Source organism: Vibrio sp. Vb0349, from assembly GCF_033338975.1.
Window position 1 is genome coordinate 33,298 of the sequence record NZ_JAWOTS010000022.1, and the last position, 26,348, is coordinate 59,645.

Here is a 26,348-nt window from a genome sequence, read left to right on the forward strand (position 1 = left end):
CGCCGATGTCCTACCATTTGAGCCATCAATACAACAAGCCATCCAACCATTCACGGATTAATGCCAAAGCGTCAGGACGTCGCTTGTTAGATGCCGTTTAACATTTTCGGTGTACGCACCAAATGACTTTTTGGACATAACAATGACTTTACTCAATCGCTCAACTTTAGCCATTACCATCACTCTTGCCTTAGCAGCTTGCAGTGATGACTCTGGTAAACCTAGCGTTCCTAACGGCCCGAAGCCACTACAACCCTTACCACCAGAGCAAATCGCTTTGGAAATTGGCGATGCAACCATTCAAGCGACCAAAGAGTCCCTTGTCATCACGCCTCTTGATGCGGATGAAAAACTGGCAGCGGTAGAGGCGTTCAAAGGTATCCAGTTTGCGCAAGCAGACCGCTTTCAGCACAGCATTGCAGTCCCACTTGAAGGCGATATTGATGCGACTCAGTTCGGTGATGCGTGTCCGCAATTAAAAACCACGACACAAACGCAGTCAGAAAATTGTTTGAACCTAAACATTTGGCGACCTGCCGGGACAGAAGCGTACGCAGATTTGCCAGTTTATGTCTTTATTCACGGTGGAGACTTTGAATACGGCGCGGGCTCAGAACCGCTGATTCATGGTGATATGGTGGTTGCACAAGGTGCCGACGATGGTAACCCGTTTATTGCTGTTACTTTTAACTATCGTTTGGGCTTGCTGGGCAGTGTTTGGGTCGATGGTTTGGACAACCCTGAGGGCGGTAACTTTGGCCTAGGTGATCAAAAACACGCGCTTGAATGGGTTCAACAAAACATAGAGACATTCGGCGGCAATCCGAAAAACGTGACACTCATGGGTCAAGGTGCGGGTGCCATGTCGGTGGGAATTTTACAGCAATCAAAAGGCGATGCTGCAATCGCAGGTGAGCACTTTCAACGTGCCATCATGCAAAGCAACGCTTACGGCTTTGAATATAAAAGTTACGATGTTGCCAAGAGCCAAAGACCAGAGCAAAGCGTTGAAGATCTTGCGTTACTGCCACTTGAAGAGGTTATGAAGGTACAGAGCGAGATGCTTGACCCTATTCAACGTCTTAAGAGCTGGGTACTGACCGCCGCGAATATTCCGGTTATAAGCCCAACACGCGACAACAGCCCATTAGCTACGTTGATGCCATTTTCGCCTTACATCGAGCATCGCCCACCAGCGTTTCTAGTGAAAGAAGTACCGGGCTATCACTTTACTGAACAAGCGATTGAGAGTGAATGGATCGTACCGACGGTAATTGGCTCAAACAGTGCAGAAAGCAATACTCTGGGCATGCTGCCGAGCCTGACATTTTTGATCCCAACTATTATTGAAATCTTGAGCCAAGAAGCGCCAGAAATCATTGAAAGTGGTGACGAAACCTTAATCGTCGAATACATGGTTGAGTGGCTAGAATCGGAAACGAACTTAAACCGTTTACGTGCTGAATATCGTTCACTACTCAGCGATTCAGCTTCAATTGAACTCGATCTTTCTGACTTATTTGAACTGCTACCTAGCACCGCTTATGAGGCGATGACTAAGTTGTTCTTCGGTTTGGGGAACTCCGATTCAACCACTGAGTTACTTGCTCTGACTGACTTCTTCCCTAACGATGAAAGCGAACTGAATGGCGCGGCCAAAAACATGCAGCAATTCAAAACCACGTTGCATGATTTGCTCTTCACGGGTCCAAACCGTCATAAAGTTTCAACGGAAGAAGCAACAGGAGCAACGCCAAGCTTCTACTACTTTGACTACAAACCTGGATTCAACGTATGGACTTACAACACCAAAGGTGTAAATGGCGATCTCGACGTTGGTGATTTACTCAAAAGCATCAGTTGTATTGTGGGCGCTTGTAATGCATCGGAATTATCATTTGTGTTTAACAAGGCATTAAAGCTTGATGGTTCAAGTGTTCGCCCAGGTAGCAAAGACAAAGCGATGATGAACGAGCTCTCTCGTATGTGGTTTAGCGAACGTTTATTTGAGGACTTCCAATACAACAGCGCGACTGACCGAGTATTGCTGATCGATAACGATGGCGGTATTCAGTCCACACAAGACTGGGACAATGCTCATCACTCAGGCATCGATCCAAAACTGCGCCAAGGTCGCCTCAACGGTCTCGAGGAACTTGGGTTAATTCTTAGCCACATGTAACTTCATCCTCAGCCACTAAAAACTCGTTACCGAATACCTAAAAGCCAGTTCGCTGGCTTTTTTCATCCTTATTCCTTGAACATAATTAGGAAGGTTTACTCATGTTTCCTAACGCCCTTCGTGCTCTGCTACTCTTTATCTTCGGCGCGCTGTTGGTTGGCTGTGCCCAGCCCTACCCTCAAGTTGAACCGGATTTTGAAGCCAATTGGCAAACTACTCAGCATCAATCCGAAGTTTACTTAATTCCTACCGCTCCAGAAGCCTTTGCTCGTCGTGTTGAACTGGTAAGAAACGCTCAGCAAAGCATCGATATGACTTACTTTTCTTGGGAGAGTGACACGCTTGGTTTGATGCTACTCAATGAACTCAAGCAAGCAGCAGATCGAGGCGTGCAAGTTCGACTCACTCTCGATGATTTATTGGTGTTTAACGAGAAATGGCTTGCTGATCTCAGCGCTCACGACAACATTCAAATCCGTTTATTCAATCCGTTTGATTCACGTAAGTCAGGTTGGATTGGTCGCGCCGTCAACTTCTCTACTCATCAACAACGTTTGGACAATCGTCTGCACGAGAAGTACTTCAACGTCGACCATCAATGGATGATTCTAGGTGGACGCAACATTGGCGACGACTATTTTGGTTACAGCCGCAAAGCCAACTTCTTTGATATGGATGTCTTGTTCAAAGGCAGCATTATTCGAGCGTTCGACCAGAACTACCAACAGCTTTGGGACAGCCAGTATGTTACGCCAATAGAAAACATCGTTAACGTTACCCCAAACTATTCCGCGTTTACTAAAGCGCTTAATAAAGGTGAGAAAGACAAAAGCATCATTCTGGCGGAAGTTGAAAAACAAGTTAAGCAACTGACCAGTCCCGAATTCATCACTGCGCAAGTCACCCCCGTTTTCGACTCATTAAACAAGTTAGCAAACAACAAGCCCTACTTTAGAAAACGTGCAGAACACCAAGTTTGGCAACAAATAACCACTGCATCCAAAGCAGTGATATCAACGCCTTATGTGGTACCAAGTGATGGTGAATTTGCCTTTATTGATACCTTGATGGAGCAAAAAGCGGACATCACGTTAATGACGAACTCGTCTGCATCTAACGACTCTGGCTTTATTCCGGCTTATTACGAGGAGCACCGCCAAACCTTGTTGGATAAGGGCGTTCATATACTTGAGTACAAAAACCAAGCGAAAAATGATGACCATTACTTCCATGCGGATACTTATTATCACAACAAGACGGTGATACTCGATGATCGGCTGACTTATATTGGCTCATCAAACTTCGACCCAAGATCGGATTTCCTCAATGTGGAATTTGGTGTGTTGGTCCAAAGCGAAGCCTTTGCAGAACATGTCATGCACTACTTAACTCGACAACAAGATGAACTGTTTTGGCGAGTATCTCGAGATGAACAAGGCCAAACTCAGTGGCAATCAATGAATGAAACCCATACTAAGAATCCAAACTATGGTGGATGGCATAAGGCGCCTAACTGGATATTCAAGAAACTGAATGGTGAGTTCGAACTCTAAACAATCAAGACTTAAAAGGCTCTCTATCTGCAAGGATGAGAGCCTTTTTAATGTCCGCTAAAACTGCGGGCCTAGCGAAAAGTGAACGCAGAATTGGTCTCCTTGTGGGGCATCTAAACCATAAGCAAAGTCCACTTTGACAGGCACGTATTTTGAATTCCATATCAAACTCAACCCTGTACCGCTTTTCCAATCCACCCTATCGTTGAAGGCATCACCAACATCATAAAATGCCCCAAGCCACAATTGGCGGTAGACCTGATATTGATATTCCAGCCCAGCAGTAAACATGTAACGAGCACCGGTTAAATCGCCATTTTCATCTCTCGGAGAGATAGACTCATAACCATAACCACGAAGATTGCCATCACCTCCCGCAAAGAAGCGTAATGATGATGGGATATCACTCAAAGTGTCAGCGACATTAATGCCAACATTGGAACGAAAGTGAAACTTGTGTTTTTCACTAATATCCCAAGACAGCACACTGTTGCCCTCAATACGCAGCAAACGAGAATCGGAGAAAAAATTAGGGTCTGAGTATTCCAATGAGTAGACGTGACGGTGCTTTACTTCTAATTGATCGTTCTTGCGATCAAGCAGTGAAAATGTCACCCCCGGTAATAACAACTGTGATTCGTTATTCTCCGACGCTTGTCGATAACTTTCTTGCAAATAACGAACGTGCATGGTGCTTTGCCAATCACTGTCTAACTGCCAGTGTTTTTCAAACGATAAATCATTAGAAAAACTCGATGTGTCTCGATAGTCGACATGCTTAGATTCAAACTGAATCCCGTAGTAATCCGTTAGAACATTTTGGGTGGGAATTTTATAACCTAGTAATAGCGATTGTTCCGGTTTGGAAGCGTACGCTTGTGCCTCAAAACTGTGTCCACGTGCGTTATACCAAGGCTTGGTCCAGTTCAGCGAAGCGCGTAATCCCAAGTCTGTCGAATATCCTCCACCGACTTGCACAATATTGCATGAATTCGGCTCTGCGAGCACTTCTATCGGCACCTTATAGCCATCGGATGTCTCCTCGAAATCCGCTTTCACAATCACACTGCGAAACCAATCAGTATTGGAGAGGTCGGCCTGATATTGACTCAATTTCAAAGTGTCAAAATCGTCGCCCCTTTCAAATGTTCTCATCGCTTCTATTCGTGCCGTTTCGATACCCGACGTAAGGACAGACAGCTCTCCAAATTGGTAACGAGAACCACTAGAGAAATGCAGATTCACATGGGCTTGATTCACACTAGGAATGACTTCCAAAGACGATTCGATAAAACGTCCATCCAAGTAACCTTTTTGCTGAGCCAATGAAATCAAGTTTCGCTTTAGCGTATCGTACTCAGAATGAAGCAACGGCTGCCCTTGTTTAAGTTGAGCTTGATTAATTAGTTCGATGAAATCCTGGTCGTTACTGGCCTCCCCCGACACAGCAAGGTTAGATTTTTTGACTAACATCACCTCCCCTGCGTCAACCTCAAGCGTGATGAGATCATTCTCTGATCTCTGAACATTGAGCTCGGAATGATAGTAGCCATAAGGGTTTAACGCATTATTAACCATCTGCGTTAGTCGATTTGAGGTAATGTTTGAAACAGAGAGTTTCGTTAGTGGTGTAAGGTGACTTTCAAGATTTTTCTCTAATATTGGTGTTAGCCCTTTGATTTTAAATTGCGCTCCGAGTGCATGATGTAAAGGCATAGAAGCTAAAACTGATATACCTATTATTTGTTTAATGAGAGGAGACACACCGCTACCTAGTTTAGCAATACACTCGACAAGGTTAATGATGGAATGGCATATCAGTTAATCGCGTTTGTAGGATTGCTCCCTACGAAATCCTCTCGAAAATTCACGTTTCACAAGTAGATACTTTGAACGATAAATTGGCTCAAGCTAGGAGGTGGCAAATCATGCGGTCTGAAATAGGTATACTGTTTGTCAAAAATACAAAACCCAACGCTGTATGGATCTCATCAAGCGTTGGGTTACATTGATAATGTGTTTTTTAATCTAAAAAGCGGTCTGTTAGTAAAACTAGATCGAAGAACAGTTTCCTTTTTCTGCCATGTCTACTTTTAGTACTTCTGCTTTACCTTTGCTTTCGTCTACGAGTTCCACGCCCGCACCACCAACAAATACACCCATTTTAATGTATTGATTAACGAAATAGTTACGGCCCTCTTCCGTTAAGATAGTTAAGTGATTTTCAGAAAACTCAGACTCTGTACTTACTTGATGTTCTTTATTGCCTTCGACCTCATGGTAGAAGAATACACCAGGAGCGGTTTCACCAATACATTCCCCATCGACGTAAACATACTTTTTAAGCGCTGCTCCGACAAAAGCATCTTCTCGGTAAATGTAAATCCCTGCGTTCCCCTTTTGAGGTGCTTCAAATGATTTCATTTGATTTGATACTGTCGAATCAACAGTAGGAACAGAAGCACAACCTGACAAACCCAAAAGGAATGCGGAACACAGAATTACTTTATTTTTCATGTTATTAACCTAGCTACGATAAAATCGCGCCAACCATACTATAAATAAATACGTTCACTTATTGGTATTTTTGAAATTTGTGATTCAACCTATGCAATAGCACTCATTTAACGTATGGATTGAGCAAACATTAGCCATATAATAATCACGAGAATAAAATACCCCGTATCTAACGATCACTAAATGCCACTTTACTCGCTAGACTGATAAGTAGAATACCTGAAACACCTTCAAGAGTTCTTGCATAACGCTGAGAGTGTGGACGACTAAATACCCAATTACCCACAGAGGCGTACAAAACGTTACATGTCGTCGCAAGTACGCTGAACAGCAAGCCAAGTACTAATAATTGCATTGATGTTGAGCTTGCAGACGTATCAATAAATTGAGGCAGAAACGAGAGAAAGAATAGCGCTACTTTTGGATTCAAGACGCTGACGATAACCCCCTGAACAAACACATTTTTATTATTATCAACATTTTTGTTTTCAACGATTTTATTTTCTCCACGCCACATGGACAGTAATGACTGAACACCTAAATAAACTAGGTAAGCGGCCCCTAACCATTTAACAACGCTAAAAGCCAAAGATGAACTCAGAATTATTGCTGACAAACCTAAACATGCCGCTAGTGTATGAAAAAAGTAACCAACACCAAGCCCCAGAGCCGCTTTCAGCCCAGCAGATAATTTACCTTTCATTGTATTGGAAACAATATAAATTACATCAGGTCCAGGAATCATGTTGATAGCGAGACAAGCGACAACAAATAATAATAGTGAGTTTGAATCCATTCTTTTCTCCAAATTAACGTCTTGCGGGATAACATTTCATCGAACTACAAGTAATGCAACGTCCAAGTTTCAATTGGTTATATTTCGTATTAACAACACGTTACTAATACTACAGCACTGCGCGAAGAGCACAATCATGAACAGTGATACGAATTAAATTATGGGCCTTTGTTAGCCCTTTGAATGATAATATTTAGCATCATTTGGTTGTAAGCTTTTTCTAGCCAGCAGCTCTTATGGAAGTTAACAAATCGGCTACTTAGTATACTTAATAGACCGTCAAATCAGATAGATTATCTATTCTTATTTCTTCAAGCCTTTTGTGCTTCATTTTCCTGCCTCACTAAGCAGCAACTTAATACTTGCTACACCAAAAAATAACGCGAACACGCCTTCAAAAACTGCTTTGGATCTGAGATAGGTTTGTCTGACCTTTTTATGCGCGAAAAGAAAAGCATAGCCAAAGAAAACCAAAGCACTAACCAGCCCCACAACAAAAATGACCGACAACAATTCCAACGGACTGGCCGTAGGAGGAACCCCTATCGAATAAAGCGCACCAAAAAACAGAATAGCCTTTGGGTTAGTTAAGTGAATTAACACTCCGGTTAAGTAGTTACCCTTCTCTGTCGTTACGTATGTTTTGGGTAACTTTAGCTGCTCGATGTTGCAGGCAGAATGTACAGACTTTAAAGCCAAATATAAAAGATAAAATGCCCCACAATATCTAAGAATTTCAAAAAGCCAAACATTGCTATAGAGTATGGTTGCGAGACCAAAAGCGGCTGAGGTTGACCAAAATAAAGACCCCGTTAAAACACCTGCAGCCAAATACCCACCAAAGCGCCGACCGTGGTTCATTGACGTGCCTGCTATCGCAAGAGTTGCAGGTCCGGGGCTAGCGATGGCAGCGATAGCTGATACGACAATCAGTGAATAATTTATCTCTTCCATTTTTACTCTAAGCCTCCAAATGGAGTTTTATCAACACTTATCGCAGAATAGTCTATTGAACGTACATCAGAAGCGTAATACTGATTAAAACACCAAGTGTCACGAATCGAGTTGAGATTCTTTGGTATTTTACTGCTCCAAAATAACATCAAATCCGCCATAAATGAGACGCTTTCCATCAAAGGGCATTGGGTTATTATCTGGACTCATTCGAGGATCACCCATGATCCGCTGCCACCCTGAGTCCCGAACTTCTTTTGAAGGCCAGACTACCCACGAAAACACAACGGTTTCGTTGCTTTCAGCGTTAACTGCCATGGGAAATGATGTGATCTCACCATCTGGTACTTCACTCCCCCACGTCTCAACAACCTTTAAGGCCCCAAACTCCCTGAACATTTCTGCTGCTATTTTTGCGTGTGCGATATACTTTTCTTTATTCGCTGTCGGTACTGCAGCGACAAAACCATCAATGTATGACATAAGTAAACTCCTTTCATTGGAGTTATAACCATAGCTCAATAAAAAGAATGCACATGATGCCAAACCATAGGAGCAGGTACGTAATACAGCTTGAGAGCTACATTCCTAGCTTGGACTTTATATACATATTTGAAAGGTATGTGTTTGGATCAAGCTTAGTTAGCATATTTATAATCTCCAAAACACTCGAATACTCAATACGTTCCTCTTCAGCATGCCCGATCCCACCTATTGTAAAATGAGTAAAGCGGTAATCACGATAAACGTTTTGCAGCTGGCTAGAAATATCTTTGAGTAATCTTTTACTGAGGGCGAATGCAGGGTATTCACTACTTTCTGAAAGCTCTGCTGTAGAGCCAATAGATACAATATTGCATTTATCGTTAAGTGAACCTAAAGCGTTAAGCTCATTGACTAAATTAAGATACCCAATCGGACCAACATTCATAAACTCAATCAGTTCGCTTGTTGTCAATTCTGAAGACTCTCCCCACATCGACGCCAAATAAACGATGATGTCAAACTCTACACCTTTGAAGCACGTATAATCTGGCTTTTTACCGGGATCAACGTCAATACAAACAGAAGCGACTCCCTCCTCAACTAGCTTTGATCTAGAAACCGCATAAATATCTGTACCCTGTAAGTTCGTAGCCAAGAACCTTCCTAGCCCCTTACTACCTCCAACAATTAAAATCTGCATAACCCTATTCCTTGATTAAGGTTGTCTTTCATATTGTCCGTCAAACTGTTCATTAGGCATCACTTTAACGTTTCTATTGCCCTACTTAGTTCTATCTTCAATTTCATCGAATGGTTCAACTGAAATACGCTCTGCAATTTCACTCATCTTCTTCATTTTTTCTGGGTTACTAGTTCCCCAAAACCGCTCCCAGTCTTCACGTGTTCGCCACTTGGCAATAGTTAAAACCTTTTCCGGTACATCGTAAGAACGAAGCATAAAACTACCAAGCGCCCCATCTACTGACTGATGAATTGAATCTGTCGTCGAACGCCATATATTTTGAAACTCATCCATTTTTTCACTTGGCACACGCCATTCATACACAACTCTAAACATAACACTTCCATTAAAATTTCTAGATTTAATACGGCAAAGTATCAAGAACACTAAGCCAGGTTAATAGATGAATAAAGCAACATAGTAGAGCGTAGAGCAATCTAAAAAACAAAGCGTAAACGCTCTAAATCACTCCGATTCGATTAGTCATGCACACATTCAAAGATTTCGTATTGCCGTTTAACATTGGCTGTTACTTTTCCCCAATGTGAGGCTTGAACTCTTTCCTGATGTTGTTTAAAAGAGGCTTTGTCGACGAACTCCTCATAGACATCAAAACGAAACGGATTAGTCGAGCTTTGAGTCACAAGAAAAGTAAGGCAGCCCGACTCTTCTAACGTGAGCCTTTTGTGAATTATTAACTCATGTTTTACTAATTCTAAATCCTTTTCCGGAACTAAAATAAAGCCTTTCAATGTTACTTTCGACATATCATCCTCTCACCCCTGTAACCTTTCGTTCAGAAGTAGCCAACACGCCCTCAATCTCAACCTTCATATCGCAAATGTGAATCTCACCATGAATTAAATGCCACGTGTTAGGAATCTATTTCTAATGCCCTATCGACTTACGAGCATAAGGTTATCTCTACCCTTTCTTTGCCTTTACCGATGTTCTTGCGTTTTAATTGAATTTGGCCGACTTCTGATGTGCGCTTTAAGTGAGTGCCACCGCAAGGCACTTGCGCAAACCCATCCACTCTCCAATACCTTCTTTTACTCTCTTGATCGGAAAAGTCACTAATAATAACTGAATCAGAGTTAATCAAATCTTGCACATCAGTTTCAATTTCTTTCAATAGCGGGCCAATACTTTCAGACCACTCGAAATCTATGCGACTCTTATTTTCAGAAATATGCGCGCCTATCTTAACAATGCCTTCCCGACGCTGATAAAACATCTCGAGCACCACTTCAGCCGCAAAGTGTAGCTTCATTAAGGCGTATCTACGCTTCCAATCAATATTCGTAGTTACAATGTCACCAAGAGTAAAATTTGGAGAGGATTCCAATGTGTAAATAAGTCGAACACCTAACTTTTGAGCAATCAAAACCGGAATACCGTTAATCGTTCCTTTATCACTCTCTTGGCCTCCAGACTCTGCAAAGAAGATAGTCTGGTCCAATTCAACCTTATTTCCGTCTACATTGGTCACTCTTGAGTTAAGTTCTGTTTGGTAGGGATTAACCCAAAATAATTTCTCGCTCATGCTGCTATCCTTGCAGTAAGTCCTATCCTTGATAGTACATTCAGTGACCACCAAGTCAATTCAAGAAACCTCACCGTCAAATGTAAGGCTGTGTATAGAGCACGAGCAGGCTAGACCTATTAGATGCGTTTAAGGCCGGATACTAAACGCTGTCTAGGGGTTTAGCTAACAACCCGTAAATTGCGGAATCTGAGACTACTCCATTCACTTCCCAACGCTGCCTTAGGAAACCTTCCTTTATAAAACCTAACCGTTCCAAGACTTTACCTGAAGAAGTATTGTCTGGATCTATCTCAGCCTCGATTCGACGTAGATTCAGTGTTTTGAATGCGTGTTCGATTAATGCAGTTCCCGCCTCTAATACCATGCCTTTACCCCAGAAATGACGACTAACGCCAAAGCCAATTTCTGCGCGCCTAGACTCTTTCACGTGATTAAACAGCATTATCTTACCCAGAAGTTGGCCATTGCTCTTTAGGAAGATGCCTAGTGTCACTTCTGTATTGCTATTCATGGCCTGTGTACTCTTGGCTATAAATGTCCGCGCTTCTTCAATTGAAACCCAAGGGCCAGAGTTCCAATATTTCATGACCTCATGGTCTGAGAAGATGTCAAACAATTCGCTTGCATCATCTTCAACTAGCTCTCTTAGAATTAATCGTTCCGTTTCAATCTTTGTTACTAACATTTTGGAGCCAGCCTTTTGGTTTGTTATTGGTGACGAAAATACAATAAAAGTGTGAGACACGTAATACAAATGATTTCGTATGAGACTTTTAAACAAGCTCAACGCACGGTAAAAGCGCCACGTGTCACGATTCTATATTGAAGCAAATTTTAGACATTCAAGTGCGTCAACAAGTAACCGCTGAACGCATCAAAGCTTGGAGTGAGTTGATCATAAGTCCTAAACTCAGGCTCAAAATAGTCCATATACTTTATTATCGCTTAGTGACGATTTCCTTCAGTACTCTGGCTGGGTTGCCACCAACAACGACATTGTCTCTAAAACTCTTTGTAACGACTGCGCCAGAGGCTACCACCACGTTGTTCCCAAGTGTTACGCCAGGGTTGATTACGGCATGGCCACCTATCCAACAATTGTCACCAATGTTTATGGGCTTTGCTAGCTCTAAACCACTGTTCCTCTCGATAGGATCTAAGGGATGAGTCGCAGTATAAATTCCAACTTGAGGCCCAAGTAAACAGTTATCACCAAACTTAACTTCCGCAACATCCAAAATCACACAACCAAAATTAGCGTAAAAATTATCTCCAACGTGAATGTTGGATCCGTAGTCGCAATTGAAAGAAGATTCAACATGAATATCGTCACCTGTTGTGCCGAACAAGCGCTTAGTTATTTGAACTCGCTTTTGTTTATGCTCAACAGACGTGGCATTCAATTTTTCAGTTAGTAACCTAGCGCTCAACCTTAACTTTAATAACTCTTCATCACTTGGGTCATAAAGCTCACCTGCTAACATTTTCTCTTTTTCTGACATAAAACTTGGACTCCAATACCAATTTTCTTACAACGCTACATTAAGTATGTGAGTAACGCTACCTCCTAAGCGAGGCTGTTCCACCACGAAAACAAAGCCCGACTTGAACCCTAGTCCTCAGCGCTATCAATTTAGTGCACTACCACCACCGTTCTCACTAACTTATCACCGAGCCGTTGCCTCTTTTTACCAAGAATGAAAATTGAGTCAATAAAACCTAAGAATGGAGTAATAACATTTCGAAAGAGCGACTGAAAAATATTGCACTTTTTACCCGTTCTTGCACTTATAACTGCAATGCCCAAAAGTTTTTTACCCACACTTTGACCATTTGGTAAACAATCAGAAAAAAGGTAATACGATACAGTCGCAGTTACTGCTGTAGCGCGCACAAGCTCTTTTTCAATACCGATTTCTAAGCCGCCCCATAAAACGAGAGTAAAAATGCTAAAACTGACAAAAAGATCAATCATTTGTCCAACACACCTAACTCCCGGACTAGCCAAAACGTAATTTTCTAGAGTAAATTTTTCTGCATTTTTCATTTTAAAATTTGGACTAACAATTGCTTATTGGTGAACTAACATTATTGAGACAGTAACATCCCCACTAAACCTAATCCATACTTCCGCAGAGCACGGTCGAACCTAATTTTTCTATCTTTTCAATATATTACCACGCTCGTTCTAAAGGCTAGATTGGTAATATTTCAACATCTCTTCTTGATTAAGCGCTTTACTTTCTAACTTTTGTTGATCTTTAAAGATTTGAGCTAATGAAGGGAGAATTGAGCGATTTACTTTATAGTCATCAGACCAAAGTTTCCCTCTCATCACCGCTTTCGCACAATGAAAGTACATACTCTCTATGACTATTTTGATAACAACCTTAGGATCTTTACTTCCATCGGGGCAAGCAGATATCAAGTAGGCATCGGTGTGAATACTTGCGATTCCTTTAATACGGAGCACTTCATCAATACCATTTACCATCAATAACAATCCTACCTTGGGGTTACTAATGATATTTTTTAGACTATCGATACGATTGTTCCCCGAGCTATCAGGGAGCAACAATGTTGATTCATCTAAAACTTTTACGAAGCCAGGCTCCCCTCCTTTAGGAGAAAGATCGATATACCCTTGTGAATCAGCGGTACTTAGAACTGCAAAATGGCAATTATTAATTAATGTAATCGCATGAACATCCAGCACAGGCAGAGCTTTATTTTTAGCTCTCGCACTTGGCTCTGCGTAAATTTCTTTTAACTGCTCTATTGTTTTGATTTCACTCATTCAATGTTATTCCTTCACTATCGTATAATGCTTTGCTTGTAAGCAAGCAGTAACTCTGATTTCTTGTATAGGCACTCGACATAACTCATCGTAAAAATACTAGGAATACAAATTATCTCTTTAATGCCTTGTTATCTAAAGATTTAAAGTTTTTCACTAAACTCCCCACACTGCTTACACTTATAACCATGCTTGTAAAAAAACAGTGGAAAACCCAGTAAAATAAAAACTAAGAAAGCTGGGCGTTTACCTTTTGTAAATGCAAATAGATCTTTACTACCACATTTAGGGCAAACGTCTTTTTCTTCATCAACGTCAACTTCGTTTCCCAATGATTCTGAGAAATCGCTACTAAGTATTTGTTTCACATCTTCTGCATCACTTTCAGCCACCATCAGACGGACGCCGCCTATTGCATTTGAATAAAGCCACTGAGTATTTACCGTGTGCTCGTCAGCGATGTAACTTTCTATTCCGACACTATCTAGGCTTGCTCTCGCAATATGAGCTTCATGAGGAAAAGAAAACCTTGCTACTACAATCACATATTGCTCCTTGTGGGAAAACGCGCTCGTAAGGTATAAGCAACGCTAATTGGAAATGCCACGTGTAGTATTTCTTTTTGAACAATTTATTAGCCCACTACAGACTAATACATATACCCTAACCAATCTATATGACCAACAGCCCAAGTTTTACCGCTGATAGGTTTAACATATAAATCATATAGTTGCTCTACAGCAACACCGTAATTTTTATGTTCATGAACGCGCAACCAAGAACTTAGAGAGTTAAGGCGCTGATAACCATTAGCCAGATAAAAGCGCTCCAAATCGGAGACTAAAATGATGAAGTCGACATCTTTAGTGGACGCATACTCGCTGAGTTGAGACAACATTGTTGTGCCAATACCTTGTCTTTGAACTTTGCTCTCGACACAAAAGTCACTCACACCTAATACTTTATAAATTTCATCACCAACGCGAACAACTCTGTAGTCTAATCCCATGTAACCAACTAACTGATCACCTTCGTAATTCAGAACTCTCATATGCGGGAGTTGCTTATAGTAAGAGCGAGTAACTTGGTGTTCAGGAAACGACTTGTTTCTAAGAGCTTCAATTGCATTATGCTGCGCTTTAGATAATTCGATTTCTGGGTAAATATCCATATTTGACCTTTGAGTATTAATGACCTTTTGGAGTTGAGCAACGCAATACAAAAGCCGCCGCATACCGCCTTAAACACTAAAACCAACGCATAGTAAAAATGCTACGCGTTGCGAATCGCTATTGAACAGTTTGTTAGAATAAATTTATTTACAGCACTTTTTCCGCTGTTTAGTTGAACCGCAAAAGCACAGATCATTTTTTGAAGTTACTTCTTGCGCTAGTTTTTCAAGCTTTGAATACGCTAGAGCACGTCTAAAGTCGAACTCGTTAGCTACTTGCGCCGTTATTGCTCCAGCACCTGAAAGATGCAAAGCCTCAAATTCTGCCTCAATGTCTAAAACTTGTTGAACAAGCTCATGTTCTTTTATTGCCATATGCTTTATCGGCATACGACCATTTTTGATGAGAACGGAGATTTCAGGGTCTGGTATGAACTTTACTTTTTTTTGCATTTAACGCCGATGGCGATACACAGACTAATTTTCCGTCGGGCTTCTGAACAACTACGTGTGCAGTTAGTCTTAGAACAAGATTACCCCAGACTGAAGTTATCCAGCCAAACACCATCGTGCCAGCATTGTTTTCTAAATGCTTTTGAACATTGTTATAAATAATTCAATTGAGAGAACGACTCCGGTTGAATTGGCACATCTAAAACGCTTGATAAACCTAACTTAGTGAGAGCACTTGAAGGAATTATTTTTGGTTCGAACGACTTATATTTAGATATCATCTCTGAAGCTTCCAATTTATTCTAACGCCTTGCTAAGGTGTGAGTAACGCAATACAAAAGCTACCGCACAGCGCCTTAATCACATAAGCCACTGCAAAGTAAAAATGCCACGCGTTACGAATCACTCTTAAGCAATTTGTTAGTACATGCGCTACTTCTATTTATGCGCTCCAAGATATTGAAAAGTGAGATGATATGAAAGGCTTTGAACACTGAAGTGAGACGGGCAACTACAAAACTTCAACTCGATTAAGAGACGAGAGTTGGCTAGAAGACAAATGCACTGAGTTTCCCTACTTTCACTGGTTTCGAATTAGAAAAGGATTCGATCCTCGCACTTCGACAGCAGCACCAAAGATAACAAAGGCTCACTCAGAACCCGCGACAAAAATGAAGAAGCGCCAAAGAAATAGGCTAAGAGTTAGAAACCGTAAACGATGAAATCAAAGCGAGCACTCAACATATAGTGCCACCGGAAAGAACGTGAAAGGCACTAACTGAAAGGTGTAAAGACGAGCGCCAAAACAGATAAACACCAAAAATTATGACCTTCGATGTCAAACCCATACTAACGCCCTGTTAAGGGGTGAGCAACGCAATACCGATGCCGCCGCGTACCACCTTAAACACTTAAACCAACGCATAGTGAAAATGCCACGCGTTGCGAATCCCTCTTGAACAGTTTGTTAGGCTACTAACCCACTCTCACCGCTGAAGTTAATGTATCACCAATATTAATTTGGCAATTCTTAAAGAGGAGTTTCTCAAAATCTTTAACTACCACAAACATGGCTTCGACAGTTTCAGGCGTTAGGTTAACATCCCAAGGACAACTCATTCTTTCACGGAGTTCTTCACGAGTATTAACCTCAGTGTCAATTTCGATGGGCTTACCATGAGCAACATCATCTCGTAACTTCTTTAATTGCCATAGTTGTGCGTAAATACCGACATTTTTGTCGAACTCTACACCAGCTTTGGCACATACTTTTGTGATTTTATTTATGTATCGATCAAACTCTTTCCACTTATCGATCTTCTTGTACCCCACAAAGTTAACCAATGCTTCGACAGAAAAAGCCAAAGAGATTAAACAAGAAAGACAATCTAGTTTAATCCCATCACGATCTTCATTAGCAACTTTTCCACGAATCGTTTCTCGCTGATAATGAGCTAAATTCATAAGGTCATTATGTGGGTAAACTCTTACTCGATGTGTCATATTTTCTCCTTGTAGCCTAACGCCCTGTTAAGGTGTGAGCAACGCAATACCGATGCCGCCGCATACCGCCTTAAACACTAAACGCAACGCATAGCGAAAATGCCACGCGTTGCGAATCACTCTTAAACAGTTTGTTAGCACTTAGATTATCGCTGCTTCATAAACGCTATTGCTAACCCAGAAGACACGAATGTGATACCTGCACCAATATTTAACCCTGATACTAGTTTAGGCTTGTTTCTAAACCACTCAGAAAATTGAGAAGAAAACACACCCATTAAGCTAAAGCCAATTGCTGTTAATGCTGCAAACCACACACCGTAGCCAATCATTTGAGTTGTCACTGAGCCTAAACTTGGGTTTACAAATTGAGGTACAAAAGCAAGAACAAACATACCTGGCTTCGGATTAAGTGCTGCTGATAGAAACCCAGTAGAAAAGATAAGCTTCAGAGACTGTTTTTTCGCTGGTTCCAGTGAGAACAGGTTTCTCGTAAGGAGTACTTTCACACCTAACCATATTAGGTAAGCAGCACCAACCAGTTTTACAACATAAAACGCCACTTCAGAGGTTTGAATTAAAAGGGTTAGCCCGAATGTTGCTGCGACTACATGAAATAAAATACCAGCACCAGAAGACATGCCTAACATTACTGCCGCCAGTCGACCTTGGCTTAAACCTCTACCTATAGCGAGCAAGTTATCCGGACCCGGCGAGATCACCAAAAGTAAACAAGCTAATGTATAAGTAACAAATACCTCTAATGGAAACATAAAACCTCCTTGTTGAATGATTCTGAGTGCTAACGCCTTGTTAAGGTGTGAGGCACGCAAGACCGAAGCTTCTGCATACCACCTTAACCGCTAAAACCAACACATAGTCAAAATGCCACGCGTGCCGAATCACTCTTGAACAATTTGTTAGCATACTTTTTCAACGCTCATAGATCTTTAAGTGATTCTCTAAGTTTATCCATAGTTTGAATCCCAAGTTCACTACTAATCCAACCATACTGGTTGCCATGGAACCGAGGGAAAATATGCAAATGGTAATGGTCGAGCTCGTTGAAATGAGGTGCCTCTCCGTTGTTTTGCATAAAGCCGATACCAGCGGGATTGAACTTAGCTTCTATACGCTTATATAAATCTCTTGCGACGTCGGTGATCTCTAAAAACACAGACTCGGGCAAGTCGATGAAAGTGCGGTATTGAGTCTTGGGACAAATTAAAATATGTCCAAAGTTGATTGGGTCATGGTCTGCAAAAGCTATAACTTGGTCAGATTCGTACACGATGACCGAGTCAATTTCACGATTAACAATTTGTTCGACTATCGTAGTCATCTAAACTCCTATCAAAGTATGCTAACGCCGCATTAAGGTGTGAGCAACGCTACTACAAAACTAAACCTTATCACCGTAAACACGAAACCCAACAATGAAATGAAAAATGCCATGCGTTGGGAATCACTCTTAAATGCTTTGTTATGCGTTTGAACGGTGATATATAAAGCATTGTAAAAGCTCAGAAAGCATGTCTCTGTGCCCTTTTTCCATGTCATCAAAATTGTACTGCTTGAAACGCTTTGCAGCTCTAATACGACCAGCAATCGCCAGCACTAAATTCTGTTCATCAATGTCATTATACGAGCCATTTTCTAGAATCCAGCCGTAGTCTTGCCCAATCCAGAGTTTACCTTGCTTTCTGATTGTAGAGTCTTCCAAAGCACTGTACTTGGCAATAATATCTTCAAACTTATGATAATTCTTAGGTGCAACTACTGCATCTAGCTCATCAAAGAGCTGATTCAGATAACAAGCAAAGCTATCTTCACTTTCTGTAAGTTTATCGCCCACCCAATCTAGCTCGTATTCAGGTTTAATATAATACAGAGGCTTAGTAACTAGGCGTTCAAAGTAATCTGAATTTTGAAAAAAAGTGCGCATTTACTATCCTGACGCATAACGCCCTGTTAAGGGGTGAGCAACGCAATACCGAAGTCGCCGCATACCACCTTAAACACTAAAACCAACGCATAGTGAAAATGCCACGCGTTGCGAATCCCTCTTAAACAGTTTGTTATACGAATTACTCCAGCTGCCAAATCTCTGTAGATTTAAATGCATACATATACAACGGATACAGGTAAACAAACATTAGTCCCATTCCTGTAACGAAAAAGAACAAGGTTCCCGGGCTTAGATAAGTCAGTAAGAAGAACACACTAAATATCGCAAAGCCCAGCATGGAAAGTGCATTTATCCCAAAGATGATGATCGCTAGCACTTTGCTACCGACAGCAACTCGATAACTGAAGCCGTAGAAGCTGACAAGAGATATTGCGGATATAAATGAGCCTATAAATGCTCCAATACTTAACTCTTCAGAAAACGGGAGTTGAATAATGCTTAAAACCGTTAAGAAACACATTACCCAGAATACAAACTTCCACTTTTTCACGAATCCTCCTCATTCGTATAACGCCCTGTTAAGGTGTGAGCAACACAATACAAGAACCGCCGCAAACCACCTTAATCACTAAAACCAACGCATGGTAAAAATGCCATGCGTTGCGAATCGCTCTTAAACAGTTTGTTATACATCATTTACTGTGACTTCGATAACCTGAGCTTTTGCCTGCAGAAACTCATATGCAGCTCTAGTTTTCTTTACAAAAGCTATGTCTCTAGAAAAGACGAAGTCTGCGAAACTGCCTATTGATGCATGCCCAGCATCACTCATAGCAGCAGTGAACCTTTTCTCTTTTTTCATTTTCGAATCTGGGTGATAGCCAACAATATTTAGTACATTGTATATCGATGTTATTTTTTCGAAGAGGTACATTTCTCGGTTGTAAATAGGATTCAAGCTAATGCCGTAGAATTGCTCAATGGTGAAATTTAGCCCAACATAACCGTCAACATATTTATGTGCTTCCCATATTTGCTCAAGAACGTTTGGTGGTTCAATGTTATTGAGTTGAACAGGACCAATGCCAGTACTTTCCCTGTAATCACTCACTCCTGAGTAATTACTTTCGTCTGAAACATGCTTACGTAACTTTTTTGAGGCTTGCTTAAGTGCTTCATCATGTGACTTTTTTAGTTGTAGTGTATAAGCAGATACTTGTTTGATAATCTCAGGGGAAAACTTCTGAACTTCATCCACGCTTACCAAAGTCTGAATATGACTTAATAAATTATCAAACGCACCAATTTGCTCATTATTTATATCATCAAAAGTATCTCCGAGCCGACCACCATAGAATTTTAGTAGTGATTGAGATGTCGATTTTTCCAATTGCTCATAAACTGGCTCAGTGTTTTCGCAATAATTCCTGAACGCATCCACTGGCTTCGTGATACTTATCCTTGCATCACCGGTAAATTCGAACTGGGGAGTTAGCGCTAACCTTAAATGCATAGCCTCTAGGTCATCTAATACATCCAAGTAAAGCGAACCATTTTCGCCAGTCCGTCTTATCTCCTTGAGGTTTTCGTCTGAGTATAAAATCTGGAACTTTTGCCGAAGTTCTTCTTTGAAGCTCAATGAGGGATTTTTTACTAATAAATCCAAGATATTATGATCAAGGTAAGCTGTTGGCTTTCCCTGATATGTAGGAACAGAATTTTTCACCTAGCCATCCTTTGATGTATAACGCCCAATTAAGGTGTGAGCCACGCAACCACGACACTAAAATTGAACACCGTAAACACTACACCCGACCTAAGCCGAAAATGCCAAGCGTGGGGAATCACTCTTAAATTGCTTGTTATGTTCGGAGCTCACGTAGTCCCTGAATTGCTCTTTCGGTAGACTTAACTAAGTGTTCCTGCTTTAATTCTTTTCTGATAAGCAATGCTCCATTTAACTGTCTCAGAGCTTCATCGTAGTTGCCAGCTTCAACATTCAATTTACCTAAATGTTGCAAACTAAAACTTAATGTCAGATCACAGCTATAGGCTTGGCTTGATATAAAAGCCCTTTTTGCCTCAGCTAAGTTGCCTGCATAGTGAAGTGCAACACCAGAAGCATGTAAAGACCAGAATTTATGTTTTTCGTTTACAGTCGTCGCCTGCACTCTTGTAGCCAACCAATAGGCTAAATTGTTGATACCTATAATCCGTAAACAATCAGCGATTAGTATCTGCTGCCATTCTAGTTTTTCTATTTGCCCAAGCACTTTAAAAGAAACTGCCTTGTAGATATGTGAAAGTAATTTGAAGAAAGTTTTAGTCGATACCTTATCTCTCTGAAATTTCAATATTTACTCCTAGAACATAACGCCCTGTTAAGGGGTGAGCAACGCAGACCACCAAACTAAAAGCATGATGCCGTAAACACCGAAGCTAAAGCAAACCAAAAATGCCAAGCGTTGGGAATCCGTCTTAAATGCTTTGTTATACGCGCTATTTTCGATACCAAGTACGTTCTGGTTCCTGTCCTAACTGCCACTCTATATATGCTTCTGGTGGTCTAGTTATATTAATAATGTGTTGCGGCTCAAATGGAATCTCCGCACCAAAACATAAATAGAAATCATCATTACCTTGTTCTATTGTTGCTGGCTGAAAATCTAAGATACCTAAGTATTGCTCACCGATAACTTCGCTGACGATTACATATCCACGTTCGCCTGAAATTATTAATGAGCCATCTTCATCTTCACATTCGATTTCCAAGATAATCCTAGCAGCATCACCTCTTTTTAATGCTTTTCTGGCATCTAAGGAAGGTATCCAAAAGGTTTCTGGGTTTTCCTCGTTACACTTTTCTCCATTGCGTAACTCCCAGAAGTCATTTTTAATTGTCGCTAATTCCATTTATCCCCCTAGCGTATAACGCCGCGTTAAGTGGTGAACAACGCCTACCACCAAACCCAAACCCCTTGCACCTTAAACACTTAAGCTGACTTGAACTGAAATCGCCAAGCGTTGTGAATCCGCCTTAAACGCCTTGTTAGGTGTGTGTTCCAATTGTTTTGAAGAAGACAGAACCAAACAAATACAAAATCAGTGGCGATACGATACTTTAGACATCTTCGTGCCAAATTTGGCTTAACGCCACTCCCTTACTGAAGACTTTTTCACTGTCGTCTTCAAAGTTAACTACCACTTGGATGTCATTTTCGTCATCAGACAGTTGCACCCAATCAACCCATTCTATAGCAGGTGAAATTTGTCCATCTTCATAGACTATCCGAAACCCTTCACCCAAATTTTCAGACAATACTAATTCTATCTTTTCTTTATTCATGCGCAGTTTTTCCATGAAAACTTGAATACACCTAACGCCGCGTTAAGTGGTGAACAACGCCAACCACCAAACCTAAACCATTGCACCTTAAACACTTAAGCTGACTTGAACTAAAATCGCCAAGCGTTGTGAATCCGTCTTAAACGCCTTGTTAGGTGCGTAGCCAAAGTTGGTAAAAGTCTGTTTCATGGTGCTTGGGATTCTTACGCACGAACTCCCAACCATAACGCTTATAGAATGTGAGGGCTCGATGGTTAGTTCGGCTTACTGACAGTACAGCACGTAAACAACCTGCTTGACTCAAAGTGCTTACAATATAATCCTGCACTTTTGGAGCGAGCCCCAACCCACGAAAACTCGGCTTTAAGTAAATGAGATGTACATAGCCAGTTTCCGGTTCAGGTGAAAAACTGCGAAACTCCAACTGCCCTGCGAACTGACCATTCACAAATATATGGGTATAAAACCATCCTGATGTTACTAACCGGTCTAAGAGTCGTTCGCGATAACCACTGATGAAGTCGTCGAAACCATCGTAATGCCCGAAACTACAAAAGTATGCATCTTTTCTCGCAGCAACGCATAATTCGAAATCATCAATGTTTATCTGCCGAAAAACAATTTCCATACTTACTTTTTCCTTCAAGCACCTAACGCCGCATTAAGGCGTGAACAACACTATACAACGGCTACCGCATTGCACCTTAAACACAAAATTCGACGCAAACCAAAAGTGCCACGCGTTGTGAATCGCTCTTAAATGCTTTGTTATACGCCCGACGCTGAAGCTACGATTTTAAGCCAAGCCCCACTTTGTAAGCACGAACTTTTATGTGTATTGATGCACTTTTGTGAGACTAAGACATTCAGCGATTTTTGATTGAAGTGCACTTGAAACACACAACACCAAAGAAAGCAGTATTTCAGCAAGCACATAAGCTTTTGGGCAGACAACTTGATAGGGCTGAGTTTCAACAACCACTACCGCGTCGAATTTGGATCTGAAGGCTTCGGGGAGATTACCTGATGATTTAACTAAAACACGAGGAAATACAAAGCGATGAACCACAAGAAAAGGTGACTTTGACACAAGGAATAATCAGCAAAACTCGCCCTGCGTATAACGCCTTGCTAAGGTGTGAGTAACGCAATACAAAAGCTACCGCACGGCGCCTTAATCACCCTAAGCCACCGCAAAGTAAAAATGCCACGCGTTACGAATCACTCTTAAGCAATTTGTTAGTACATGCGCTACTTCCATTTGTGCGCTCCAAGATATTGAAAAGTGGCATACTATGAAAGGCTTTGAACACTGAAGTGAGACGGGCAGCTACAAAACTTTACCTCGATTGAAAGACGGAAGTTGGCTCGAAGAAAAACGCACTGAACTCCCCTACTTTTACTGGCTTCAACTTAGAAAAGGATTCGGTCCTCGTACTCCGACGACAGCATCAATTCCAGCCAAGATTCACTCAGAAGCCGCCACAAAAATGAAGAAGCACCAAAGAAATAGGCTAAGAGTTAGAAACCGTAAACGGTGAAATCAAAGCGGACACTCCGCATATAGTGCCACCGGAAAGAACGTGAAAGGCATTAACTGAAAGGTGTAAAGACGGGCGCAAAAACAGATAAACACCAAAACTTATGACCTTTGATGTCAAACCCGTACTAACGCCCTGCTAAGGGGTGAGCAACGCAATACAAAAGCCGCCGCAAACCATCTTAATCACTAAATTCAACGCATAGTAAAAATGCCACGCGTTGCGAATCCCTCTTGAGCAGTTTGTTAGCTGTGTTTTACAACACGAGCTTTGCTCCCAACATACCAAGAGCTGCGATAGCTACCATCGTAAACCAAAGGTAAATCATAAAAGATAGGTATAACGAAAATAAACCTCTCACAGCTTTATCTAAGTTTGCACCTTCATCGTGCTGTAAGAAGTACGCTAGTTCTGCTGTAGGTATTGATCCAGCAAAGCTCTTAAATTTGAACTTTACCATCATCAAGCCCATTGAGACTGGAAGACTAGATACTAATAAAATGATTCCCACCGAAATCCAGACATTCTCAGGGGATTCATTACCTAAAACTACTGCTGCCCCGATCAACACTAAAAGCATTCCCAGAAAGCCCTTAAAAGATGACAACAATGAGTCTCTTGTTTTTATATATAGCCAGAATAGCGGCTTATCGAATTTTCTCATTTTTTCCTCAAACAGCTAACGCCTTGTTAAGGGGTGAAGCACGCAACACCGATGCTACCGCATACCACCTTAATCACTTAAACCAACGCATAGTAAAAATGCCACGCGTGCTGAATCCCTCTTGAACAATTTGTTATACGCGTCCTATCGGTTGTACTTAACCTTATTCAGAACTTCTTTTAGTTCATGCGTTTTCTCAAGGTTTACACCGTGAATATTGGCTAAAGCACAAACATAATACAAGACGTCATATAACTCTTCTGCGATTGAACCTTTTAATTCATCTAGCGTTGGTTGCCCACTTTTACCTTTGCGAATAGATTCTGATAATTCGCCAACTTCTTCGATTAGTTTTAAAAAATAGTGTTCATATTGCTCTGGCGCATAATCGAATTCTTTTATATGACTTTGTAACTCAGATAACTTCATAACGTCCTTTTTGTATCATTTTCCATTAAGCGTATAACGCCGCGTTAAGGGGTGCAGGCACGCAATACATAAGTTTCTGCAAAGCACCTTAAACACAAAACCCAACGCAAACTAAAAATGCCACGCGTGCCAAATCCCTCTTAAACGCTTTGTTATATGTAAATTATGCGGCTATTTTTATGTGTTTTTGATTTACCCACGCATAACCTGAGTTATAAGTGATTAATGCCCAATCACTGACTAAAGAATGAACTACAACTGCATCACCTTTGTTTAACGTGCCAATGATATTGTTGTTTTGCACAAATGGGTTATCGCGAACATTTAGTTTGTTAGCAGTAACTATATATTTAACAGCAACCCATTCAGGAGATTTTGACTCTTTCTTTTTCTGAAAGTTATAAGAACTGAAACTGTTAGAATTTTTAGAGTAAGAACCAACTCTACACGTTTTCTTCCATGAAATGCATGAATTTCCACATGGCTGACCTTTTTTACAAACTTTAGCTTCCGCTGTAAAACCAAACATGCTGATCAGTACAAGTAAAAGAGTTGTTATTGCTTTCACCGTAATTTCCCTTTACATATAACGCCGCATTAAGGTGTGAGCAACGCTACAACCTAACCAAAACCATTGCGCCGTAAACACGAAACCCAACCTTGAACTGAAAATACCAAGCGTTGGGAATCACGCTTAAATGCTTTGTTATGTTTCTTTTCTCCGCATTACTAAAATGCAGAGAAAATATCGAATGGAGTTTGATACTTCTCTAATTTTAAAAGTCTAGACAACTCTTCTCGATCGACACTATTTATCTGATTTTGAATATCTTCACTAATAGCACCAAACTTATTTAGCTGGATGTACTCATTTATCGCTTGAGAATCTCCCAGTATGGCTAGCTTATAAGCTGCTTGTAAGTATTCCAGTTCTGCCTGTTTAACACAGTTATTTTCTGCTTCATATTGTAGAAAAAATAAAATAGCTTTCTTTTTTTCGATTGGTTGAGATCTAAGCCAAGTATCGCTTATTACTATCTTTCGATCTTTCTTATCCAAACAAGATTCAACTACATTATTTAATCTGACATACGACGACTTTAGGTTACGATATGCATCTTCTATGTCTACAATAAAGTCTTGCGCGGATACATATGATGGGAGAAAAATACTTACGGAAACTAAACTATAAAGAATTGTATACACACGTCCAAAATTCATACTCTTTTCCCTTTGAGTGAAGTCGTTGTAAATTTGCAATATTCTCTAATCGTCTTCTCTTTACGGCCGGAACTGCTAGCATAGCTTTACGAAAGTTTTCCCAATCATAAGTGTTTGCTTGCCAACCAGCAGCACCTATAGTTACTATATCGTACGTTTTACGACCTGCAAAAATAGAATAAAAAGGCAAAAGTGGGATTATTTTTTCCAACAAACTGCCCATTTCTATCACTTGATTCATTTCTTCTATAGCTTTTAAAGATCTTCTGCTTGGTTTGAAACCTTGTATCTGACAAAAATTTCCTTTTCGCTTTTCAAGTATTCCTTCGCTCATAACGGCTCCTTGACAATGAAATTGAACAAAAGCAAGAATATAAAACAAGTGGCTTATAAGACAATGAAAACGCTGTCTCACCTGCAAGAAAGTCGATACATTTCACAGATGAGTCCGTGGAAACATAACGCCCTGTTAAGGGGTGAGCAACGCAATATAGAAGCCGCCGCAAGCCACCTTAAACACTAAAACCAACGCATA

Annotated in this window: 33 protein-coding genes; 2 read left to right on the forward strand and 31 right to left on the reverse strand. The window is 40.9% G+C overall.

The window, feature by feature from the left end:
• Positions 1–142: 142 nt before the first annotated feature.
• Positions 143–2,182: a carboxylesterase family protein gene (locus R7Q47_RS18650; RefSeq protein ID WP_213963050.1), complete on the forward strand. Its 2,040-nt coding sequence runs from the start codon at positions 143–145 to the stop codon at positions 2,180–2,182.
• A gap of 101 nt (positions 2,183–2,283) precedes the next feature.
• Positions 2,284–3,735, forward strand: a complete 1,452-nt coding sequence (locus tag R7Q47_RS18655; protein ID WP_167415252.1) for a phospholipase D family protein — start codon at positions 2,284–2,286, stop codon at positions 3,733–3,735.
• 57 nt (positions 3,736–3,792) lie between these two features.
• Here R7Q47_RS18655 and R7Q47_RS18660 read toward each other — a convergent pair whose 3' ends face one another.
• From R7Q47_RS18660 to R7Q47_RS18815, 31 genes are all read right to left on the reverse strand, one after another.
• Positions 3,793–5,451, reverse strand: a complete 1,659-nt coding sequence (locus R7Q47_RS18660) for an autotransporter assembly complex protein TamA (protein WP_233072712.1) — start codon at positions 5,449–5,451, stop codon at positions 3,793–3,795.
• Between the two features lie 336 nt (positions 5,452–5,787).
• A complete protein-coding gene (locus tag R7Q47_RS18665; RefSeq protein ID WP_005377099.1) occupies positions 5,788–6,252 on the reverse strand; it encodes a DUF2846 domain-containing protein in 465 nt (154 codons plus the stop codon).
• A 169-nt stretch (positions 6,253–6,421) separates the two neighbouring features.
• A complete protein-coding gene (locus tag R7Q47_RS18670) occupies positions 6,422–7,048 on the reverse strand; it encodes a LysE family translocator (RefSeq protein WP_167415254.1) in 627 nt (208 codons plus the stop codon).
• 327 nt (positions 7,049–7,375) lie between these two features.
• Entirely contained in the window at positions 7,376–8,002 is a 627-nt protein-coding gene (locus tag R7Q47_RS18675) for a LysE family translocator (RefSeq protein ID WP_167415255.1), read from the reverse strand.
• A 129-nt stretch (positions 8,003–8,131) separates the two neighbouring features.
• Positions 8,132–8,485, reverse strand: a complete 354-nt coding sequence (locus R7Q47_RS18680; RefSeq protein WP_017821465.1) for a DUF1428 domain-containing protein — start codon at positions 8,483–8,485, stop codon at positions 8,132–8,134.
• A 97-nt stretch (positions 8,486–8,582) separates the two neighbouring features.
• Complete coding sequence (locus R7Q47_RS18685; RefSeq protein ID WP_213969879.1) at positions 8,583–9,188, reverse strand: hypothetical protein; 606 nt, start codon at positions 9,186–9,188, stop codon at positions 8,583–8,585.
• Between the two features lie 81 nt (positions 9,189–9,269).
• Positions 9,270–9,566, reverse strand: a complete 297-nt coding sequence (locus R7Q47_RS18690) for an antibiotic biosynthesis monooxygenase family protein (RefSeq protein ID WP_025768092.1) — start codon at positions 9,564–9,566, stop codon at positions 9,270–9,272.
• 143 nt (positions 9,567–9,709) lie between these two features.
• Positions 9,710–9,997, reverse strand: a complete 288-nt coding sequence (locus R7Q47_RS18695) for a putative quinol monooxygenase (RefSeq protein ID WP_158173947.1) — start codon at positions 9,995–9,997, stop codon at positions 9,710–9,712.
• A gap of 137 nt (positions 9,998–10,134) precedes the next feature.
• Entirely contained in the window at positions 10,135–10,776 is a 642-nt protein-coding gene (locus R7Q47_RS18700; protein WP_213969878.1) for an alanine--tRNA ligase-related protein, read from the reverse strand.
• Positions 10,777–10,918: 142 nt separating this feature from the next.
• Positions 10,919–11,464, reverse strand: a complete 546-nt coding sequence (locus tag R7Q47_RS18705; RefSeq protein ID WP_054579576.1) for a GNAT family N-acetyltransferase — start codon at positions 11,462–11,464, stop codon at positions 10,919–10,921.
• Between the two features lie 253 nt (positions 11,465–11,717).
• Complete coding sequence (locus R7Q47_RS18710; protein WP_047102727.1) at positions 11,718–12,281, reverse strand: sugar O-acetyltransferase; 564 nt, start codon at positions 12,279–12,281, stop codon at positions 11,718–11,720.
• A 131-nt stretch (positions 12,282–12,412) separates the two neighbouring features.
• The gene (locus tag R7Q47_RS18715; RefSeq protein WP_154204483.1) at positions 12,413–12,826 is read right to left on the reverse strand and encodes an RDD family protein; all 414 of its coding nucleotides are present in this window, start codon (positions 12,824–12,826) and stop codon (positions 12,413–12,415) included.
• Positions 12,827–12,967: 141 nt separating this feature from the next.
• Positions 12,968–13,576, reverse strand: a complete 609-nt coding sequence (locus R7Q47_RS18720) for a pyridoxamine 5'-phosphate oxidase family protein (RefSeq protein WP_318089324.1) — start codon at positions 13,574–13,576, stop codon at positions 12,968–12,970.
• A 143-nt stretch (positions 13,577–13,719) separates the two neighbouring features.
• Complete coding sequence (locus R7Q47_RS18725; RefSeq protein ID WP_154204482.1) at positions 13,720–14,121, reverse strand: DUF2007 domain-containing protein; 402 nt, start codon at positions 14,119–14,121, stop codon at positions 13,720–13,722.
• A 104-nt stretch (positions 14,122–14,225) separates the two neighbouring features.
• Complete coding sequence (locus R7Q47_RS18730) at positions 14,226–14,747, reverse strand: GNAT family N-acetyltransferase (RefSeq protein WP_213969877.1); 522 nt, start codon at positions 14,745–14,747, stop codon at positions 14,226–14,228.
• 144 nt (positions 14,748–14,891) lie between these two features.
• Positions 14,892–15,200, reverse strand: a complete 309-nt coding sequence (locus R7Q47_RS18735; protein WP_213969876.1) for a hypothetical protein — start codon at positions 15,198–15,200, stop codon at positions 14,892–14,894.
• Between the two features lie 975 nt (positions 15,201–16,175).
• A complete protein-coding gene (locus R7Q47_RS18740) occupies positions 16,176–16,703 on the reverse strand; it encodes a hypothetical protein (RefSeq protein ID WP_154204480.1) in 528 nt (175 codons plus the stop codon).
• 146 nt (positions 16,704–16,849) lie between these two features.
• A complete protein-coding gene (locus R7Q47_RS18745; protein ID WP_248486659.1) occupies positions 16,850–17,476 on the reverse strand; it encodes a LysE family translocator in 627 nt (208 codons plus the stop codon).
• 167 nt (positions 17,477–17,643) lie between these two features.
• Positions 17,644–18,045: an HIT family protein gene (locus R7Q47_RS18750; RefSeq protein WP_154204476.1), complete on the reverse strand. Its 402-nt coding sequence runs from the start codon at positions 18,043–18,045 to the stop codon at positions 17,644–17,646.
• Between the two features lie 141 nt (positions 18,046–18,186).
• Positions 18,187–18,648: a hypothetical protein gene (locus R7Q47_RS18755; protein ID WP_154204475.1), complete on the reverse strand. Its 462-nt coding sequence runs from the start codon at positions 18,646–18,648 to the stop codon at positions 18,187–18,189.
• Positions 18,649–18,790: 142 nt separating this feature from the next.
• Positions 18,791–19,162 carry a hypothetical protein gene (locus R7Q47_RS18765; RefSeq protein WP_045381734.1) on the reverse strand — a complete coding sequence of 124 codons (372 nt, stop codon included), beginning with the start codon at positions 19,160–19,162 and terminating at the stop codon, positions 18,791–18,793.
• A 135-nt stretch (positions 19,163–19,297) separates the two neighbouring features.
• On the reverse strand, positions 19,298–20,338 hold the full coding sequence (locus R7Q47_RS18770) for a hypothetical protein (protein ID WP_154204474.1): 1,041 nt from the start codon (positions 20,336–20,338) through the stop codon (positions 19,298–19,300).
• A gap of 136 nt (positions 20,339–20,474) precedes the next feature.
• Positions 20,475–20,966 carry a hypothetical protein gene (locus R7Q47_RS18775; protein WP_248486661.1) on the reverse strand — a complete coding sequence of 164 codons (492 nt, stop codon included), beginning with the start codon at positions 20,964–20,966 and terminating at the stop codon, positions 20,475–20,477.
• A gap of 145 nt (positions 20,967–21,111) precedes the next feature.
• Positions 21,112–21,525 carry a hypothetical protein gene (locus R7Q47_RS18780; RefSeq protein WP_248486663.1) on the reverse strand — a complete coding sequence of 138 codons (414 nt, stop codon included), beginning with the start codon at positions 21,523–21,525 and terminating at the stop codon, positions 21,112–21,114.
• A gap of 208 nt (positions 21,526–21,733) precedes the next feature.
• Positions 21,734–21,973 (reverse strand): hypothetical protein, encoded by a 240-nt coding sequence (locus tag R7Q47_RS18785; RefSeq protein WP_005389136.1) that lies wholly within the window; start codon positions 21,971–21,973, stop codon positions 21,734–21,736.
• Between the two features lie 136 nt (positions 21,974–22,109).
• Positions 22,110–22,586: a GNAT family N-acetyltransferase gene (locus R7Q47_RS18790; RefSeq protein ID WP_086495500.1), complete on the reverse strand. Its 477-nt coding sequence runs from the start codon at positions 22,584–22,586 to the stop codon at positions 22,110–22,112.
• A gap of 1,169 nt (positions 22,587–23,755) precedes the next feature.
• On the reverse strand, positions 23,756–24,163 hold the full coding sequence (locus R7Q47_RS18795; RefSeq protein ID WP_025506483.1) for a hypothetical protein: 408 nt from the start codon (positions 24,161–24,163) through the stop codon (positions 23,756–23,758).
• Positions 24,164–24,307: 144 nt separating this feature from the next.
• A complete protein-coding gene (locus R7Q47_RS18800) occupies positions 24,308–24,592 on the reverse strand; it encodes a MazG nucleotide pyrophosphohydrolase domain-containing protein (protein ID WP_179000634.1) in 285 nt (94 codons plus the stop codon).
• A 163-nt stretch (positions 24,593–24,755) separates the two neighbouring features.
• A complete protein-coding gene (locus tag R7Q47_RS18805) occupies positions 24,756–25,160 on the reverse strand; it encodes an SH3 domain-containing protein (RefSeq protein WP_248486666.1) in 405 nt (134 codons plus the stop codon).
• Positions 25,161–25,321: 161 nt separating this feature from the next.
• Positions 25,322–25,813: a hypothetical protein gene (locus R7Q47_RS18810; protein ID WP_069537801.1), complete on the reverse strand. Its 492-nt coding sequence runs from the start codon at positions 25,811–25,813 to the stop codon at positions 25,322–25,324.
• Complete coding sequence (locus tag R7Q47_RS18815) at positions 25,779–26,147, reverse strand: hypothetical protein (RefSeq protein WP_248486668.1); 369 nt, start codon at positions 26,145–26,147, stop codon at positions 25,779–25,781. Before R7Q47_RS18815 ends, R7Q47_RS18810 begins: the two co-directional genes overlap by 35 nt.
• Positions 26,148–26,348: the final 201 nt, after the last annotated feature.

Bases quoted from the DNA above. Each gene is read 5' to 3' on its own strand.
- R7Q47_RS18715 (WP_154204483.1), bottom strand. From the start codon at position 12,826: ATGAAAAATGCAGAAAAATTTACTCTAGAAAATTACGTTTTGGCTAGT.
- R7Q47_RS18800 (WP_179000634.1), bottom strand. From the start codon at position 24,592: ATGAAGTTATCTGAGTTACAAAGTCATATAAAAGAATTCGATTATGCG.
- R7Q47_RS18750 (WP_154204476.1), bottom strand. From the start codon at position 18,045: ATGACTACGATAGTCGAACAAATTGTTAATCGTGAAATTGACTCGGTC.
- R7Q47_RS18795 (WP_025506483.1), bottom strand. From the start codon at position 24,163: ATGAGAAAATTCGATAAGCCGCTATTCTGGCTATATATAAAAACAAGA.
- R7Q47_RS18740 (WP_154204480.1), bottom strand. From the start codon at position 16,703: ATGACACATCGAGTAAGAGTTTACCCACATAATGACCTTATGAATTTA.
- R7Q47_RS18815 (WP_248486668.1), bottom strand. From the start codon at position 26,147: ATGAGCGAAGGAATACTTGAAAAGCGAAAAGGAAATTTTTGTCAGATA.
- R7Q47_RS18655 (WP_167415252.1), top strand. From the start codon at position 2,284: ATGTTTCCTAACGCCCTTCGTGCTCTGCTACTCTTTATCTTCGGCGCG.
- R7Q47_RS18680 (WP_017821465.1), bottom strand. From the start codon at position 8,485: ATGTCATACATTGATGGTTTTGTCGCTGCAGTACCGACAGCGAATAAA.
- R7Q47_RS18710 (WP_047102727.1), bottom strand. From the start codon at position 12,281: ATGTCAGAAAAAGAGAAAATGTTAGCAGGTGAGCTTTATGACCCAAGT.
- R7Q47_RS18790 (WP_086495500.1), bottom strand. From the start codon at position 22,586: ATGGAAATTGTTTTTCGGCAGATAAACATTGATGATTTCGAATTATGC.
- R7Q47_RS18700 (WP_213969878.1), bottom strand. From the start codon at position 10,776: ATGAGCGAGAAATTATTTTGGGTTAATCCCTACCAAACAGAACTTAAC.
- R7Q47_RS18665 (WP_005377099.1), bottom strand. From the start codon at position 6,252: ATGAAAAATAAAGTAATTCTGTGTTCCGCATTCCTTTTGGGTTTGTCA.
- R7Q47_RS18745 (WP_248486659.1), bottom strand. From the start codon at position 17,476: ATGTTTCCATTAGAGGTATTTGTTACTTATACATTAGCTTGTTTACTT.
- R7Q47_RS18720 (WP_318089324.1), bottom strand. From the start codon at position 13,576: ATGAGTGAAATCAAAACAATAGAGCAGTTAAAAGAAATTTACGCAGAG.
- R7Q47_RS18670 (WP_167415254.1), bottom strand. From the start codon at position 7,048: ATGGATTCAAACTCACTATTATTATTTGTTGTCGCTTGTCTCGCTATC.
- R7Q47_RS18810 (WP_069537801.1), bottom strand. From the start codon at position 25,813: ATGAATTTTGGACGTGTGTATACAATTCTTTATAGTTTAGTTTCCGTA.
- R7Q47_RS18730 (WP_213969877.1), bottom strand. From the start codon at position 14,747: ATGGATATTTACCCAGAAATCGAATTATCTAAAGCGCAGCATAATGCA.
- R7Q47_RS18785 (WP_005389136.1), bottom strand. From the start codon at position 21,973: ATGGAAAAACTGCGCATGAATAAAGAAAAGATAGAATTAGTATTGTCT.
- R7Q47_RS18690 (WP_025768092.1), bottom strand. From the start codon at position 9,566: ATGTTTAGAGTTGTGTATGAATGGCGTGTGCCAAGTGAAAAAATGGAT.
- R7Q47_RS18755 (WP_154204475.1), bottom strand. From the start codon at position 18,648: ATGCGCACTTTTTTTCAAAATTCAGATTACTTTGAACGCCTAGTTACT.
- R7Q47_RS18685 (WP_213969879.1), bottom strand. From the start codon at position 9,188: ATGCAGATTTTAATTGTTGGAGGTAGTAAGGGGCTAGGAAGGTTCTTG.
- R7Q47_RS18650 (WP_213963050.1), top strand. From the start codon at position 143: ATGACTTTACTCAATCGCTCAACTTTAGCCATTACCATCACTCTTGCC.
- R7Q47_RS18735 (WP_213969876.1), bottom strand. From the start codon at position 15,200: ATGCAAAAAAAAGTAAAGTTCATACCAGACCCTGAAATCTCCGTTCTC.
- R7Q47_RS18660 (WP_233072712.1), bottom strand. From the start codon at position 5,451: ATGCCTTTACATCATGCACTCGGAGCGCAATTTAAAATCAAAGGGCTA.
- R7Q47_RS18695 (WP_158173947.1), bottom strand. From the start codon at position 9,997: ATGTCGAAAGTAACATTGAAAGGCTTTATTTTAGTTCCGGAAAAGGAT.
- R7Q47_RS18675 (WP_167415255.1), bottom strand. From the start codon at position 8,002: ATGGAAGAGATAAATTATTCACTGATTGTCGTATCAGCTATCGCTGCC.
- R7Q47_RS18705 (WP_054579576.1), bottom strand. From the start codon at position 11,464: ATGTTAGTAACAAAGATTGAAACGGAACGATTAATTCTAAGAGAGCTA.
- R7Q47_RS18780 (WP_248486663.1), bottom strand. From the start codon at position 21,525: ATGGAATTAGCGACAATTAAAAATGACTTCTGGGAGTTACGCAATGGA.